The 14,560-nt window shown below is 50.3% G+C and carries 20 protein-coding genes; 10 read left to right on the forward strand and 10 right to left on the reverse strand.

Annotated features, from left to right (window positions below; all coding sequences use genetic code 11):
- Positions 1-4 precede the first annotated feature (4 nt).
- The 6 genes from lepB (at position 5) to acpS (ending at position 4,800) form a co-directional block, all read left to right on the forward strand.
- Positions 5-982, forward strand: a complete 978-nt coding sequence (lepB, locus tag H5P17_RS21195) for a signal peptidase I (RefSeq protein WP_044554538.1) — start codon at positions 5-7, stop codon at positions 980-982.
- Between the two features lie 307 nt (positions 983-1,289).
- Complete coding sequence (gene rnc, locus H5P17_RS21200; RefSeq protein ID WP_041414862.1) at positions 1,290-1,970, forward strand: ribonuclease III; 681 nt, start codon at positions 1,290-1,292, stop codon at positions 1,968-1,970.
- Positions 1,967-2,875 carry a GTPase Era gene (gene era / locus H5P17_RS21205; protein WP_044554539.1) on the forward strand — a complete coding sequence of 303 codons (909 nt, stop codon included), beginning with the start codon at positions 1,967-1,969 and terminating at the stop codon, positions 2,873-2,875. Before rnc ends, era begins: the two co-directional genes overlap by 4 nt.
- Positions 2,876-2,883: 8 nt before the next feature.
- A complete protein-coding gene (recO, locus tag H5P17_RS21210; RefSeq protein ID WP_020828253.1) occupies positions 2,884-3,615 on the forward strand; it encodes a DNA repair protein RecO in 732 nt (243 codons plus the stop codon).
- A 73-nt stretch (positions 3,616-3,688) separates the two neighbouring features.
- Entirely contained in the window at positions 3,689-4,420 is a 732-nt protein-coding gene (pdxJ, locus tag H5P17_RS21215) for a pyridoxine 5'-phosphate synthase (protein ID WP_020828252.1), read from the forward strand.
- Positions 4,420-4,800: a holo-ACP synthase gene (gene acpS, locus H5P17_RS21220; RefSeq protein WP_044554540.1), complete on the forward strand. Its 381-nt coding sequence runs from the start codon at positions 4,420-4,422 to the stop codon at positions 4,798-4,800. The genes pdxJ and acpS overlap by 1 nt, the downstream gene beginning before the upstream one ends.
- Before the next feature lie 64 nt (positions 4,801-4,864).
- On the opposite strand, the gene H5P17_RS21225 is transcribed toward acpS, so the two are convergent.
- On the reverse strand, positions 4,865-5,125 hold the full coding sequence (locus H5P17_RS21225) for a YfhL family 4Fe-4S dicluster ferredoxin (RefSeq protein WP_182825040.1): 261 nt from the start codon (positions 5,123-5,125) through the stop codon (positions 4,865-4,867).
- A gap of 215 nt (positions 5,126-5,340) precedes the next feature.
- Between H5P17_RS21225 and H5P17_RS21230 the strand changes: the two genes are divergently transcribed.
- Complete coding sequence (locus tag H5P17_RS21230; RefSeq protein WP_182825042.1) at positions 5,341-6,738, forward strand: recombinase; 1,398 nt, start codon at positions 5,341-5,343, stop codon at positions 6,736-6,738.
- Here H5P17_RS21230 and H5P17_RS21235 read toward each other — a convergent pair.
- From H5P17_RS21235 to H5P17_RS21265, 7 genes are all read right to left on the reverse strand, one after another.
- Positions 6,735-6,950, reverse strand: coding sequence for a helix-turn-helix domain-containing protein (locus H5P17_RS21235; protein ID WP_182825044.1), 216 nt, complete (start codon positions 6,948-6,950; stop codon positions 6,735-6,737). The genes H5P17_RS21230 and H5P17_RS21235 overlap by 4 nt on opposite strands.
- A gap of 14 nt (positions 6,951-6,964) precedes the next feature.
- Entirely contained in the window at positions 6,965-7,534 is a 570-nt protein-coding gene (locus H5P17_RS21240) for a 3'-5' exonuclease (protein WP_182825046.1), read from the reverse strand.
- A gap of 75 nt (positions 7,535-7,609) precedes the next feature.
- A complete protein-coding gene (locus H5P17_RS21245; protein ID WP_182825048.1) occupies positions 7,610-8,143 on the reverse strand; it encodes a hypothetical protein in 534 nt (177 codons plus the stop codon).
- Between the two features lie 75 nt (positions 8,144-8,218).
- Positions 8,219-8,752 (reverse strand): hypothetical protein, encoded by a 534-nt coding sequence (locus H5P17_RS21250; protein ID WP_182825049.1) that lies wholly within the window; start codon positions 8,750-8,752, stop codon positions 8,219-8,221.
- Between the two features lie 230 nt (positions 8,753-8,982).
- Positions 8,983-9,801, reverse strand: coding sequence for a DNA-binding protein (locus H5P17_RS21255; RefSeq protein WP_182825051.1), 819 nt, complete (start codon positions 9,799-9,801; stop codon positions 8,983-8,985).
- Positions 9,802-9,894: 93 nt separating this feature from the next.
- Positions 9,895-10,704, reverse strand: a complete 810-nt coding sequence (locus H5P17_RS21260) for a DUF2303 family protein (protein ID WP_129941331.1) — start codon at positions 10,702-10,704, stop codon at positions 9,895-9,897.
- 35 nt (positions 10,705-10,739) lie between these two features.
- Positions 10,740-11,102, reverse strand: a complete 363-nt coding sequence (locus tag H5P17_RS21265) for a hypothetical protein (RefSeq protein ID WP_182825053.1) — start codon at positions 11,100-11,102, stop codon at positions 10,740-10,742.
- Positions 11,103-11,287: 185 nt separating this feature from the next.
- On the opposite strand from H5P17_RS21265, the gene H5P17_RS21270 reads away from it, so the two are divergent.
- Positions 11,288-11,599, forward strand: coding sequence for a hypothetical protein (locus H5P17_RS21270; RefSeq protein WP_182825055.1), 312 nt, complete (start codon positions 11,288-11,290; stop codon positions 11,597-11,599).
- A gap of 207 nt (positions 11,600-11,806) precedes the next feature.
- On the opposite strand, the gene H5P17_RS21275 is transcribed toward H5P17_RS21270, so the two are convergent.
- Positions 11,807-11,965, reverse strand: coding sequence for a DUF1391 family protein (locus tag H5P17_RS21275; RefSeq protein WP_182825057.1), 159 nt, complete (start codon positions 11,963-11,965; stop codon positions 11,807-11,809).
- Between the two features lie 535 nt (positions 11,966-12,500).
- Positions 12,501-13,211, reverse strand: a complete 711-nt coding sequence (locus H5P17_RS21280) for a LexA family transcriptional regulator (protein ID WP_182825107.1) — start codon at positions 13,209-13,211, stop codon at positions 12,501-12,503.
- 108 nt (positions 13,212-13,319) lie between these two features.
- Between H5P17_RS21280 and H5P17_RS21285 the strand changes: the two genes are divergently transcribed.
- Both H5P17_RS21285 and H5P17_RS21290 read left to right on the forward strand, forming a co-directional pair.
- Complete coding sequence (locus tag H5P17_RS21285) at positions 13,320-13,514, forward strand: Cro/CI family transcriptional regulator (protein ID WP_182825059.1); 195 nt, start codon at positions 13,320-13,322, stop codon at positions 13,512-13,514.
- Positions 13,515-13,590: 76 nt separating this feature from the next.
- Positions 13,591-14,100, forward strand: a complete 510-nt coding sequence (locus tag H5P17_RS21290) for a YmfL family putative regulatory protein (RefSeq protein ID WP_182825061.1) — start codon at positions 13,591-13,593, stop codon at positions 14,098-14,100.
- Positions 14,101-14,560: the final 460 nt, after the last annotated feature.

The raw sequence follows: 14,560 nt of genomic DNA on the forward strand, positions 1-14,560 counted from the left end.
TTGCATGGCGAATATGTTTGCCCTGATCCTGGCGCTGGCAACGTTGGCTACCGGGATCATTTGGGCCTTTGAGCGCTTTAGATGGGCGCCTGCCCGCCGGGCCAAGATTGCGGCGGTAAATGCACAAACCGCGGGTGCCGTAGACGATAAAACGCTGGCCAAAGTGGCGAAACAACCGGGTTGGATTGAAACCGGCGCGTCGGTGTTCCCGGTCTTGCTGCTGGTCTTCGTAGTGCGTTCATTTATTTACGAACCTTTCCAAATCCCGTCCGGTTCAATGATGCCGACGTTATTGATTGGCGATTTTATTCTGGTGGAGAAATATGCCTACGGCATTAAAGATCCTATTACCCAGACTACGCTAATTGAAACCGGTCATCCGAAACGCGGTGATATTGCGGTATTTAAATATCCGCTGGATCCGAAGCTGGATTATATCAAGCGCGTGATCGGCCTGCCGGGTGACCGTGTAAGTTATGATCCGGTCAATAAGCGTGTGACCGTTCAGCCATCCTGTACTGGCGGTCAGTCATGCGATACCGCGTTAGCAGTGACTTACAACGATGCGCAGCCAAGCGACTTTGTGCAGTTGTTCAGTCGCAGCGGCATGGGCGAAGCCAGCAACGGCTTTTACCAGATCCCGCTGAGTGACAACGTGCCGCAGGGCGGTATTCGTCTGCGTGAACGCCAGGAGACGCTGGGTTCGGTTTCTCACCATATTCTGACCGTGCCGGGCACGCAGGATCAGGTGGGTGCTTACTACCAGCAGCCGGGTAAACAGTTGGCGGAATGGGTTGTGCCGGCGGGTCATTACTTCATGATGGGTGATAACCGCGACAACAGCGCCGACAGCCGTTACTGGGGCTTCGTGCCGGAGAAAAATCTGGTGGGCAAAGCCACGGCTATCTGGATGAGTTTTGAAAAGCAGGAAGGCGAATGGCCTACCGGCGTAAGGTTTAGCCGCATCGGTGGAATTCATTAATCCAGTGTTTCTACCCTATGAATTTCAAGCTGTAGCTAGGCGACCAGCTCGCTCATCCCCAGGCGCTTACTCAAGTAAGTAACTGAGGGGAGCGAGTGCAGGTAACAACGCTATAGTTTGAAAGGCGACGGGTATATTAACGCAGCATTATATTTCCACTCGTTGTAGAATACCGGCTCGAGCGATAAAAAGTTGGCTCCCTGTTGGGAGCCACTGCAAACGAAACAGCTTTGGATTGGCTTTCGGCGAAGCAGGCCTGTTCCGTATGCTGCAAGTTTTTGACGCATTCTTGATCTATTGGTAACTCATGAACCCCATCGTAATAAATAGGCTGCAGCGGAAGCTGGGCTACACTTTTCAACAGCAGGAGCTCTTACTGCAAGCGTTAACTCACCGTAGCGCCAGCAGTAAACACAATGAACGTCTTGAGTTTCTGGGTGACTCTATTCTTAGTTTTGTCATCGCCAATGCGCTCTACCATCGTTTTCCTCGCGTAGACGAGGGCGATATGAGCCGCATGCGTGCCACGCTGGTGCGTGGCAATACGCTGGCGGAGATGGGGCGCGAGTTCGATCTGGGCGAGTGTCTTCGCCTCGGGCCGGGTGAGTTGAAAAGTGGTGGATTCCGCCGCGAATCAATCCTGGCGGATACGGTGGAAGCTTTAATTGGCGGCGTGTTCCTGGATAGCGATATTCAAACTGTTGAACGACTGATTTTGGACTGGTATCGCAGCCGGTTGGACGAAATCAGCCCCGGTGATAAGCAGAAAGACCCCAAAACCCGTTTACAGGAGTTTTTGCAAGGTCGTCATCTGCCGTTACCTTCTTATCTGGTGGTGCAGGTTCGCGGTGAGGCGCACGATCAGGAGTTTACTATCCACTGTCAGGTGAGTGGTTTGAGCGAGCCCGTGATGGGTACCGGCTCAAGCCGTCGTAAAGCCGAGCAGGCGGCAGCGGAACAAGCGCTGAAAAATCTGGAGCTTGAATGAGCGAAGTAAAACAATACTGTGGTTTTATTGCGATAGTCGGTCGTCCCAACGTGGGCAAATCCACGTTGTTGAACCAACTGCTGGGGCAAAAAGTCTCCATCACCTCGCGTAAACCGCAGACGACCCGTCACCGCATTATGGGTATCGATACCGATGGCGCCTATCAGGCCATTTACGTCGACACCCCGGGTCTGCACATCGAAGAAAAGCGCGCCATCAACCGTTTGATGAACCGCGCCGCCAGCAGCTCAATCGGCGACGTCGAGCTGGTGATCTTCGTGGTGGAAGGCACTAACTGGACCGCCGACGATGAAATGGTGGTCAACAAACTGCGCAGCCTGAAGTGCCCGGTCGTGCTGGCGATCAATAAGGTCGACAACGTCACCGACAAGTCCAAGCTGCTGCCGCACATTGCGTTCCTCAGCCAACAGATGAAGTTCCTCGACGTGGTGCCGATCTCCGCTGAGAAAGGCATGAATGTCGATACCATCGCCGCTATCGCGCGCAAGGTATTGCCGGAAGCGGAACACCACTTCCCGGACGATTACATCACCGACCGTTCCCAGCGCTTTATGGCGTCGGAAATCATCCGTGAAAAGCTGATGCGTTTCCTCGGTGAAGAACTGCCTTACTCGGTGACGGTTGAGATCGAACAGTTCGTGCCGAACGAGCGCGGTGGTTACAACGTGCACGGTCTGATCCTGGTTGAGCGCGAAGGCCAGAAGAAGATGGTCATCGGCAACAAGGGTGCGAAGATCAAAACCATCGGTATCGAAGCCCGTCAGGACATGGAACAGATGTTTGAAACCAAAGTGCATCTGGAACTGTGGGTGAAAGTGAAATCGGGCTGGGCGGACGACGAACGTGCGTTGCGTAGCCTGGGCTATACCGACGACCTGAAATAACATCTCCAATGGACGGCTGGGAGCGCGCTTTCGTCCTGCATGGGCGACCGTACAGTGAAACCAGCCTGATGCTGGATATGTTCACGGAAGGTCATGGACGGGTGCGCTTGCTGGCAAAAGGCGCGCGCAGCCGTCGTTCTAATCTGAAGGGTTGTCTGCAGCCCTTTACCCCTCTGTTAGTCCGCTGGGGCGGTCGTGGCGAAGTCAAAACGCTGCGTAACGCCGAAGCGGTGTCCCTGGGTTTACCTCTCAGCGGCATGATGCTGTACAGCGGCCTCTACGTGAATGAACTGCTGTCGCGGGTGCTGGAGCAAGAAGCCAATTATTCGGTATTGTTCTTCGACTATCTGCAATGTTTGCAGGCGCTGGCGGCAGAAGACGTTTCGCCGGAGCAGGCACTGCGCCAGTTCGAATTGGCCTTGCTGAATCATCTGGGTTACGGTCTGGACTTCCTGCACTGCGCCGGCAGCGGCCTGCCGGTCGATGACGGCATGACCTACCGCTACCGTGAGGAAAAAGGCTTTATCGCCAGCCTGGTGGTGGATCACTACAGCTTTACCGGCCGCGAACTGCGCGCGCTGGCGGAGCGCCAGTTCCCTGATGTGCAAACCTTACGTGCCGCCAAGCGTTTTACCCGTATGGCGCTTAAACCCTATCTGGGCGGCAAGCCGCTGAAGAGCCGCGAACTGTTCCGTCAGTTTGTCCGTAAACAGCCGGATACGCCGGTCGACGACGCCTGACCTTTTCTCCTTTTGCGCTACTGCACCCGCGTGTAAACTACGGCCACTGAAAATCGTTTTTTAGAGGGTTGTCATGGCTGATTTGCTGCTGGGCGTCAATATCGATCACATCGCCACGTTACGTAACGCGCGCGGAACCCAATATCCGGATCCGGTTCAGGCGGCATTTATTGCCGAGCAGGCTGGGGCTGACGGGATCACGGTGCACCTGCGCGAAGACCGTCGTCATATCACCGATCGCGATGTTCGCATTTTGCGCCAGACCATCCAGACGCGCATGAATCTGGAAATGGCCGTGACCGATGAAATGGTGGATATCGCCGTTGAGCTGAAACCGCACTTTTGTTGTCTGGTACCGGAAAAACGCGAAGAAGTGACTACCGAAGGTGGGCTGGACGTTGCCGGGCAGCAGGACAAAATGGCCATTGCCGTTGAGCGTTTGGCACAGGCCGGCATTCTGGTTTCGCTGTTTATCGATCCGGACCATCGTCAGATTGATGCAGCGGTAGCGGTGGGGGCTCCCTACATTGAAATCCATACCGGCGCTTATGCGGAAGCTGAAGGCGAACTGGCGGTCAAAGCCGAGCTGCATCGCATTGCCGTTGCCGCCACCTACGCCGCAGAGAAAGGTCTGAAGGTCAACGCCGGCCACGGTCTGACTTACCATAACGTTCAGCCGATCGCGGCCCTGCCGGAAATGCATGAGCTGAATATCGGTCATGCCATCATCGGGCAGGCGGTCATGTGTGGTCTGCCGGCGGCGGTGACGGATATGAAACTGCTGATGCGTGAAGCGCGTCGCTAATGGCCGTGCTGGGGCTGGGCACTGACATCGTTGAAATGGCGCGTATCGAAGCGGTAGTTGAACGCAGCGGCGATCGTCTGGCGCGCCGCGTACTGAGTGATGCTGAATGGGAAGTGTATCAACAGCATCAGCAGCCGGTGCGCTTTCTCGCCAAGCGTTTTGCGGTGAAAGAAGCTGCCGCCAAGGCCTTCGGCACCGGGATCCGTAACGGATTGGCGTTTAATCAGTTTGAAGTGTTCAACGACGATCTAGGCAAGCCGAATATCCGCTTGCATGCTCGTGCCGCCGAGCTGGCGCAGCAAATGGGGGTCACCACCATTCACGTTTCGCTGGCGGATGAACGCCGTTATGCTTGCGCGACGGTGATTATCGAAGGGTAATGCAGTGTTCGGCTAGCAAACAAAAGGGCGCCTGTTGGCGCCCTTGTCGATCGGTGTTTCTGTGTCACAGCCGATCGGCATGATGCAGCACCACAAACTTGTCCCACAGCTGTTCGTTGGTTTCGCGGTGCTCTGAATTGACGATAATGGTGTTGTCGATCGGGCACACCTGCTGGCAGGTTGGAGTATCGTAATGACCGACGCATTCGGTACAGCGATCGGTATCGATCTGGTAGATATCATCGCCCATCGAAATGGCCTGATTGGGGCATTCCGGTTCGCACATGTCGCAGTTGATGCACCGCTTTGTAATTAGTAAAGCCATATCAATCACTTACGCTTTTATTCTATTTAAATCATGCAGTTATCTGCATTTCCTATTGCGCACGATTCCGCACAATGTGTATATTTATACAGTGTTTCAAACATTGAAAAACCATGTTCAGCAACACAGAATGGCAACACATGCCCTTTTTAGCCTCCAGATATAACCTCATGTGTGAGCTTCAAGCTGGTGGCCTCTGATACAAGGAAATATCAATGCCGCGCACTGTAACACAGATGCAGGATAACCCCAATAATGATGAGTTCTTAGCCGCATCTGCGCGTTGGGAGGACTGCAAACCACCATACGCAAGCTCACACATAAGAATCTGTGTTGCTGCCGCCAAAATCATTTTAGCGCACGTAGGGCAGGCTCGGCGCTCGAAGTACGAAAAGGACAACTATCTCCGTATAGATTTCAGTAAAGCAGGAAAGGTTACGTTCTATGCTGAGTTCCCAAAGAAAATGGGATTGAAGGGTAAAAAGCTGGGGGAATGGCCAGAAATGGCTATTCAGATTGCTAGGGAGAAGGCGAAGGATATTGCGGATCATGGCTTGAAAGCTGAGTCGGTCCAACAGGCCATCAAAGAGTATGAAGGAGACCTAAGCGCTAAGGTTGATCGCCAAAAGCTGGGGGAGGATAGTTATAAAACTTACTGTACCAGGACTAAACAGATCGCCGCCGCATTTGGTGAGCGTGAAGTTTTCAGTGATATAACATACAACCGGCTGCTAGAGGTTCTCGACCTTTGGATTGAAACAAAGTCCAATAACCAAGCTCTGGAGTTATCAGCAGAACTACGACGCTTCTGGAAATTTGGTGCGCCGCGATACTGCAATGGACGTAATGTAGCCGCAAGTTTGCCAAGCGATTATATATCTTCACGGGTACAGAAACCGACGCCGACCCGTCTTTACACCGATATTGAGTCGATCGCCGGTCTATGGTTGAACATAGCTGCCGCCAGCTCAGTGCATCAAAAAAATGCCATGAGGTATATGATCCTTACGGGAGTTCGCCCGATCAATGTCGGAAATTTGCGATGGAGTTTTGTTAACGAAGAGGCGGGAGAGATTGTCTATCCTGCTGGTGTGATTGGTATGAGAGGGGCGATGAAAACGCAGAAGGAATTCCGACTCCCAATCACGCCTGGTATCAGGCAAATTTTGGATGAGCAGAAGAAATGGAGGGATTCTGTAGAAGGGTGCAATAAAGAGTATGTTTTCCTTCAGCCGCGTGACCCGGAAAAACCATTCGCCAAACGTTCTCTGGACAAGCTTATCAAAACATACAGCCCAGAGAACGCCGTGAAGGGTGTTAGACACGATGGCACTGTGAAGGGAAAGGAAGGTGCATTTAATACAATGTGCCGTAAATTCCTCAAGAGCAATATCATTGCTGCGATGCGTAACAAGGGACATTCTCGCAGTGACTCGAAAGAAATTAGCATTCTTTGCATGCATCACTCTGACAAGGAATCAGACCCGATGGGGGAATTCTATGATTTCTCGGATGAGATTTTAAACGAAGAAATGGCATTAAAGCGGCTGGCCTTTGAAGCCCATGAGACTAGCATACTCGCTCAGGTCGCGTTGTTAAGAAAGAAACGTTAATAAGCGCTTCTGCATTTAGCAATAAAAGCCAAAACATTTTTGCGCTCATATCGGACTACTTTATGTGTAAACCGAATGGGCGCTAAAATCTGCCGGTGACGGTGATTATTGTTCCAATCCCTCAAAGTTTTAGTAGTAACCCCTCCAATAAGTTTGCATACCTCTTCTGGGGTTAGCAAATCCAGCTCTGAACCTTCTTTATTATTATTCATGAACCCCCCTTGATTTAATCTTGCTGGTGGCCTGCAAATAGGCGCTGATAAATTGCGGAAACATACTTCGCCTGGTGGATAGCATCGGCTAAGGCGTTGTGACGCTCGCCGTCAAACGGCATATCACGCTTAGGATCAAAGCCAACCTCGCGGCCAAGCTCGACGATAGTGCGCACGTCCCTGTCGTTGTACCATTCCCACGGTAACGGAACGCATTCACGCTGGTAAGACTCACGCAGGATAATGTTATCGAATACAACGCCGTTCCCCCATACGCGCAGGCTACGAGGATTGGCGGCATTGGCCCGGATAAACTTATTCAGGTCATACAACGCAGACAGCAACGACGGCGCACCTTCAACGCAGATCGCCGCGCGGGCTTCGCTGCTTTGCTTCATCCACCAAATAATCGTATCGGCGTCAGGTGTCGCCTTATTGGCCATAGCGCTTTGCAGGTCAACAGCGGTATAGAACGATTCCCCCAGTTCGCCGTTGCGCGGTGAAAAGAGTACGGCTCCGATGGCCACAATAGGAGCGCAGGGCTTCTTACCCATAGTTTCAAGGTCAAGCATTAAATGGTTCATCAACTTTTCTCCAGGCATAAAAAAACCCACTTAGCAGCGGGCTTTATAAGAAATTTTAAGGAAAATCTCAGAGAGTTAATGAATTTTTAACTCTTTTTTAGCTTCTGAGACTAGGTCAGTAAGTAACTTTTTTGTAAGCTCGAAATCCCTTTCAGATGCTTCTAAACTGCTAAGAGCATCGTCGTAACAGTCATCCATTATTCTTTTTCTGGCACTTACGAAGTTATCTAAAATGATTTTGACATTTGCAGTTAATGTGAAATCAGCTAATTGTGCTATTCTTTCAAGCTCTTGAAGGTCAAGCCAGTATGCGGCTAACAACTTCTCCTCAATTTCTTTAGGATGCGGCTTAAATCTTGATTCTAAACCTTCCATTTTTTCATATTCGCAATCCAGGAGGTACTCATTAGCCATTTTGATTCGATACGCAATATTGATGATCTCGGTGAAAGTTTGCAGACGCTTCTCCCACCATTTTTCCTTGTAGAACTTATTTAGAGCAAATTTGGCAGAAAAATATGCAGCGAATGCTGCTACAACTAGCGGGACGATGATTTTGGATATAAAGTTCATAATTTCCAACGAAGACTGTATCGACGTAGCGCTCAATTTTTACTCCTTGGACTCTATTCCTCGCAATACGCACAATTATATCGTTATTTCCTAATCTATTTAAGCTCGTTCTCAATTTTTTGCATTCCCATCCTCCGGTGCTTCTGCCTGCATTCCGGTGCGGCAGGTATCCACGGCCGCACGGTAGATATCCTTGATTGTTCCCCATGGAACGGTGATTTCTTCCTCGAATTCTCCAGCATCGCCACAATCATCACAGCCTTCGCCGCCACATTCACGGCATCTAACCGTACAAGAAACTTTAAACTCACCAGACAGCGCACCTTTCGCGCCGTTTGCTGCGGTCAAAGTCAGCGGCATGATGCAATAGCCATCCGGTGTCGCTAGTTTGGCTCGGAGGGATTCACTTTCGATAATGATGGCCTGTGCAGCCTTGATGGAATCGTAACAACCATGCACGAACAGGCTTCCATCCCCGCTGCCGACGCCCATACTCATTGCTGTTTTGGCCTCCAGCTCGGCGATGTACTTTATTGCAGCTTCGGCAGTCCAGATTGTGAAGTCGATGTCATTCTGGCTGGGTGCAGGTAGTTCGCCGGATTTAACTTTGCGCCAGTAGTCGGCTGTAGCCTTCAAGTTATCCATTGCTCCTCCTTGGAGTTAGGTATCGATTACGGAGTTGTAATCATTGTGGGTAAGCAACTGCCAATTCTGGCCGTCATCTTTTGAAAGTAACCGCCAACGCTTATTAACCCGGAAGGTGAAGTATTTTTTACCGTGGGTTTTTCTGGGGAATATTTGACAGGCACTGAACTGGTTTAATATTTCCAGTGCCTTGGCGGTTATCCACGAAGGCGCGTTGTTCAAATTGACGCTCATTGCTGGTGGGCTTCATTGCGATAATCACTGATTATCTGCATCACCTCGTCTTTGCTGCCTTTGGAAAGCATAAGCATGTCGCTATCACCATTAACAATGGGAACGGCGTCAAAGAGCAGCTCCAGCATCCTGCGGGCTTTTTTGGCGCTGAATTGCGGCTGTGCGATGCTCTTAGTGACTTTCGTCTTACCAGCGTCCTCTGCCTTTTTCATTAATCTAGCGGCTTCTTTGTCAGCATAAACGCCGTGCTCGCGGTTGATGCTGATTGCCAGGGCGTAATTCATTGAACCGGTGCGAACCAGGCTTTTAACGTATGGGGTGCATTCCTGCAATTGAAGGTGCTGGAGAATGTCAGACTCAGACCGCTTAACTTTTTTGGCGATCTCCGCGTTGGTCCAGCCCTGGTTCACAAGCCGCTGATAAGCCGCTCCACGCTCAATTGGAGAGAGTGGTTTACCTTGAGAGCTAGTAATCATTAGGGCGATTTTATCGGCTTCTGAGCCTGCAAAATCCTTGCATTCAATACGCACAAGATTGTGGCCAGCTTCTCTTGCAAGCAACGCACCGCTATACCGGTGGTGCCCATCAATAACTTTTACGCCTCGCTCAGTAACCTCAACAACTAATGGCGGAATATACTCATTTTCAGCCATCCACGCGTCCCTAAACCCCTCAATATTTTCTTGAGACAGTTCACGAACGTTAAAACCCTCCTCTATATAAATTTCATCCAGAGGTACTAAAAATGTTTTCCTTGTCGCAATATCCGAGCCAATGCTTTCTCTTGCTGAATAACGCTGACTTAAAGTTGCCATAATTTATCTATCCATTCTGAGGGGTGAAAATGCTTCACTATGCGCCACACACGGCGGCGCATAAGGCTTCACTTTATTGGGATTTAATCAGGCTTAAATGCGGCCTTCGAAAAGAGGCACGTCCGGCAGTTGGTTTTGCAGGTCGACCAGAATTTCGTTGTACGCATGCTCAATGATTTTTTTCGGGTCGATCAGCTCATACCAGAGAGCCAGCTTCCCTTCGCGGAGACGGTAGCGAATGCGAGCATCAATCTGATATGGCGTGCCGTTATGGAATGGTGAAATGGCCAGAGCGATTCTTTCCGGCAGTTGCGTGTTGCCGCTGCCAGTTTTTTCGTTACTGAAAGCCATTTGATAGGTGCCATCATTCAGACGAGTGACCGCTTTAAATTCAGATGTGCGTGTTTCTTGGAAGGCCAGAACCATTTCTAAAAGTGCGTTGCCTGATGTGAGGTTTGAATCAGAGGCTGGCGCAATACAGTTAATATACTGCTCAATAAATTCTGCAAACGTCACCTGATCCATTTTTTCAGCGTCAAATTTATTAAACGCTTTCCACTCATCGGACAGAGGGCAGTCATATGTAACGACGTGCGTATTTTTGAACGGTGTTTTGCCATCCAAGTGATAGTCAAGCACCGCGCGGAAGCGAGTGTTTTCAGTGTCGGCGAAAATAACACTGCGCTCATCTTTGAAGCGGACTACATAGCCAATTAACGATGAGGGTGAGATAACAGCAACGTGTTGCTTAACCTGTTCTTCATCAACGATGAAGTCTTTCAGTGATTCAACCCGGTAATCACGCGGTACAATTGCGTAGGGAATGTCAGTTTTAATTAAGCTATTTGTTACTGCCAGTTCGGCAATATGCTTAACGGATTCATTATTGTTGGTAATGTCCATTTAATATCCTTTCCAGTTATGGATGGTTGGGGGGGTTAGCTGTTCTGTGCTAATTTAATAGGCGCAGTGGCAGGCTTGGTATCAATCACTTTCAAATCCATCTGCACTTGCGATGGATCATCACGCATTAAGTCGCCGTCTGCGGTTGAGAACATAATGGTGTCAGCCCGATCAAGTTCAGGAATGGATTTCTTGACGTTGGGCGTGATCTTCATTGTGTTTTCGTCGCGGGTGTTCAACATCTGGCAATTAAGCGTCAGAGTAATAGCGCCTTTCTTGCCAGTTTCGCGGACTTGTTTAATTACCTCGGCGAGCGCTTCGGTAAGTTCGGCATCGAGTGCGCCACGGTTGATATAAGCCAGTTGTTGGCTAAATGGGGTGCTTTTAATTTCAGACATGATATTTCTCCTCGTCACATACAGAGAAGAACTCAGGCCGGGTGACGCCCTCCACGGTTAGTAGATGCCTAAGTTCTTTTCTCTATGAAAAAGGGCGACCAGCCTATGAACATTATCTTCACCTCTCATGGGTTGAAGTTCGGTCTGGTCGCCAAAGACTACACACAGCAAAGCTATTAGAGCGGGTGGCCTTTCTGGCAGAGGATTTTGCGCAGGCGGGCGAAGAAGGTGAGGCGAACGGCCTGCACGGATGGAGCGATGCGCATAACGTCTACAACGATTGTGTTAGCATTGTGGTTGATCATGTTGAATCTCCGTTCTACTGGTCAGGCCCCGGCAAAGATTGGCGTCTGCAGCCGGGGCTATTTAATTCAGAAGTACCAGCGGGCGTAGCAGTTGAGCATGCTGGTACCATTGCAATGGCCGAATTCCGTGATGGCTCTCCGGCGCTGAGTGCGTATTTCCCGCCGAGCCCTGCGGCGGCAGCGCTTGGTTAAGGTAATTTTCATGGGGTGTCCTGCAATTGCGCCCCGTAGGGCGCGGTGGGTGTTACTTCTTGTTAAAGGGAAAAGTAACAACTTGGCGAACTGTTGGCGCTCTGTTGAATGCGCTATCCAACCACTTAAAACGGTGATACCAGCGGCGACCATATTCACCAGAAACGAATCGCTTGATTGTAATTTTCATCGTGTAACCCTCTGCTGTTAGTCGGCCATCTGGCGTGCAATCCAGCGCTGTGCGCCAACTGCGGTTTTGAAATCGCGGCTCTTGGTGAATGTCATCGCGGTAAACGTGCCGTTGCCGTTTTGGATAACGCCGGTTTTTACTGATTCGTTATTGCCCATATCGTGAGTAGTGTTCATCGCTGATCCTCAGTAGTTTTATGCCTGTCCGCCGGATGCTCTCGGCGGCAGGGTAAATCCACTCGTCATTTTTAGGCTGGTTGCTGCGTTAATGGGTCGCCATGCCAAACTGCCCAGTGCTCAATGCGCTTCCTTTCCCCTGGTGCGTCGCTGCGGGAACCCGACCTGTAACACCGTCGTCGCGAATCTCTTACTGCTTCATTGGCCTATCTCCTTATGGTTGTTAAAGAGCTTGTCCAGTCGATCACCCTCTGAAGGTGGCTGTCCGGTGATTTCATCGCTCACCGTGTGGCGTGTGGCTTTCCGTAACGTTTGTGGCGGTGGTTTGCTGGTGGCGTTGCGGTGTTGATGGGTTAAGATTACCCAAGGTATTTATTATTGTAAATACGCAAGGTATTTATTTTTAATGGCATGATGCTATCCAAATGAATCTCTTAGGTATTTATTTTTTGATGAGGATTGAGATTTAGAGGGAGGTAAAGCGAAGGTGGTGATAATTTGGCAAGAAAAAGCCCAGCATTCAGCTGGGCATAGATTACACCAGACGCATCATGGTCTGTATCGCAACTCCAATAATTTTACAGTTACCATTGATCTCTTTCATGGGCCATGCGGGGTTAAGTCCCTTGAGGTACTTTTGTCCGCCATCAATGATAAGTTTTTTAAAGGTAGCCTCGTTTGCGTCGATCATTTTTGCGATAACCAAGCTACCGTTAACCGCTTCTCGGCCTGTATCTATCAAGACTAATGTTCCCTCAGGAATGCTTATCCCTGTTGGCGCTGTCATAGAATCACCATCGACACGCAACCAGAACGCCTTACCGAAAACTTTTGCATCAGACTCGTACCATTCATCGATTTGATCGATGCTGTACGGTTCCATAGCTTCCGCCCAGGCTCCTGCTTGAACCCAGCTGATCAGCGGATACTCCCTACCTTTGTTGTAAGGCCCTATGTATTTAATGTTTGAAGGCTCACGCGAAAGCATCTTTTGAGCCTCGTTCCCGATAGAAGGACTGAAATCGGCAATCGACACCTGGAGTATCTTTGCAAATGCAGCCGCTACAGAGAGGTTCAGTGCATTTCTCCCGTTAAGGTAATGGCCAACAGCACCTTGTGTAATCCCCAATTCGTCCGCGATGGTGTACTGCGTGACGCCCAGTGATTTCTTCTTCGACTCATACAAAGCTTTGAGACGTGCGGCATCTTCAAGCTGTTCTGTCGTCAGGCTCTTTTTGGATTCCATAACAGTCATTCTAATACCGTCACTATTAAAATTAAAAATACCCACCATATTGACAGCTATAAATACCCAAAGTATTCTTTCGGCATAGTAACTAAACGGAGCGTACCTATGAGTCGGATGACATTAGCCGATTACGCCAAGATTCATGGCCAGGCCAAAACTGCCAGCGACTTTGGAGTAATCCAGTGTGCAATCAGCAAAGCCATTCGTAGTGGTCGCGATATTTTTGTGACCATTCAACAAGATGGAAGCGTTAAAGGGGAAGAGATTCGTCCTTTCCCCAGTCATAAAAAAGCCTCTTAACACGCCTTTGGTAGCTGAGATAAGCATTATCCAACAGCGATGACTTAAAGGTAACCACAGCCCGAGGAACACAACTGTGTCACAGCAAAAAGCGCCGGATTGGCAGGCAGAGAAACAGCCTGAATGGGTAATTAGTGCCGCCCGCAAAATTATCACTGGTCTGCCTGGCGGTTATGCAGAGGCAGCTAACTGGCTGGGGGTGACTGAGGACGCGCTGTTTAACCGTCTTCGCCCAAACAGCAATCAAATTTTTCCGATTGGCTGGTTCATGGTGTTGCAGCGTGCTGGTGGAAATACCCACTTTGCCGACGCCGTATCCCGTCAATCGCACAGCGTGAACGTGCCTCTGCCCAAGGTGGAAGACGTCGACCGCGACGATATCAACAGCAAGCTGATGGAAGCTATCGAGTACATCGGCAAGCACTCCGAATTAGTCCGCAAATTCACTGAAGACGGCGAGATTGACGACGTTGAACGTAAGGCTTTGGACGAAAACACACACAAGCTGATGGCGACGTTCCAAGAGCACGTCATCTTGCTTTACAGCGTGTTCTGCCCCGCAGAGGAACCTAAACCCGTGAGGTAAGCGTATGCAGTCTGCAACGTTTGTTCGAACCGTCATGCCCACGGTGTTTTGCCGTGAGGATGCCGTATGGATTCAAGAACAGCTTGGCATGTTACCGCCTGCGCAACGCGGAAAGATTGCGCTCGCATACGCGGAGGCTTACCAGGCTGCATTTGACCTCGCAGAGGTTTCATACCAGCAAGACAACGCGGGCCGCAGGGCAGCGAATACACGGCTCAGAACCTACGTCGAACGGTATTCACGGGCAGGCCAGGGAATAACAACAGCGCCACCGCTGGTGGGGCAGAACGGGAAAGCGGCATGAAAATTTTTAACGGTTTTTTTTTAAACGGGGGAGAGGGGAAGGGTAAGAGGGGGGAAAGGGGGGTGATCGGGTTGGGGTGTGGGGGCAGGAACAGGCTTTACCAGAGGGAAGATCTTTAAGGGATCGAGTTGTTAAAAAGCGCCAAACGGAAATTTA

It is taken from the genome of Serratia sp. OS31 (genome assembly GCF_014164835.1).
Classification (GTDB): Bacteria; Pseudomonadota; Gammaproteobacteria; order Enterobacterales; family Enterobacteriaceae; genus Serratia; species Serratia liquefaciens_A.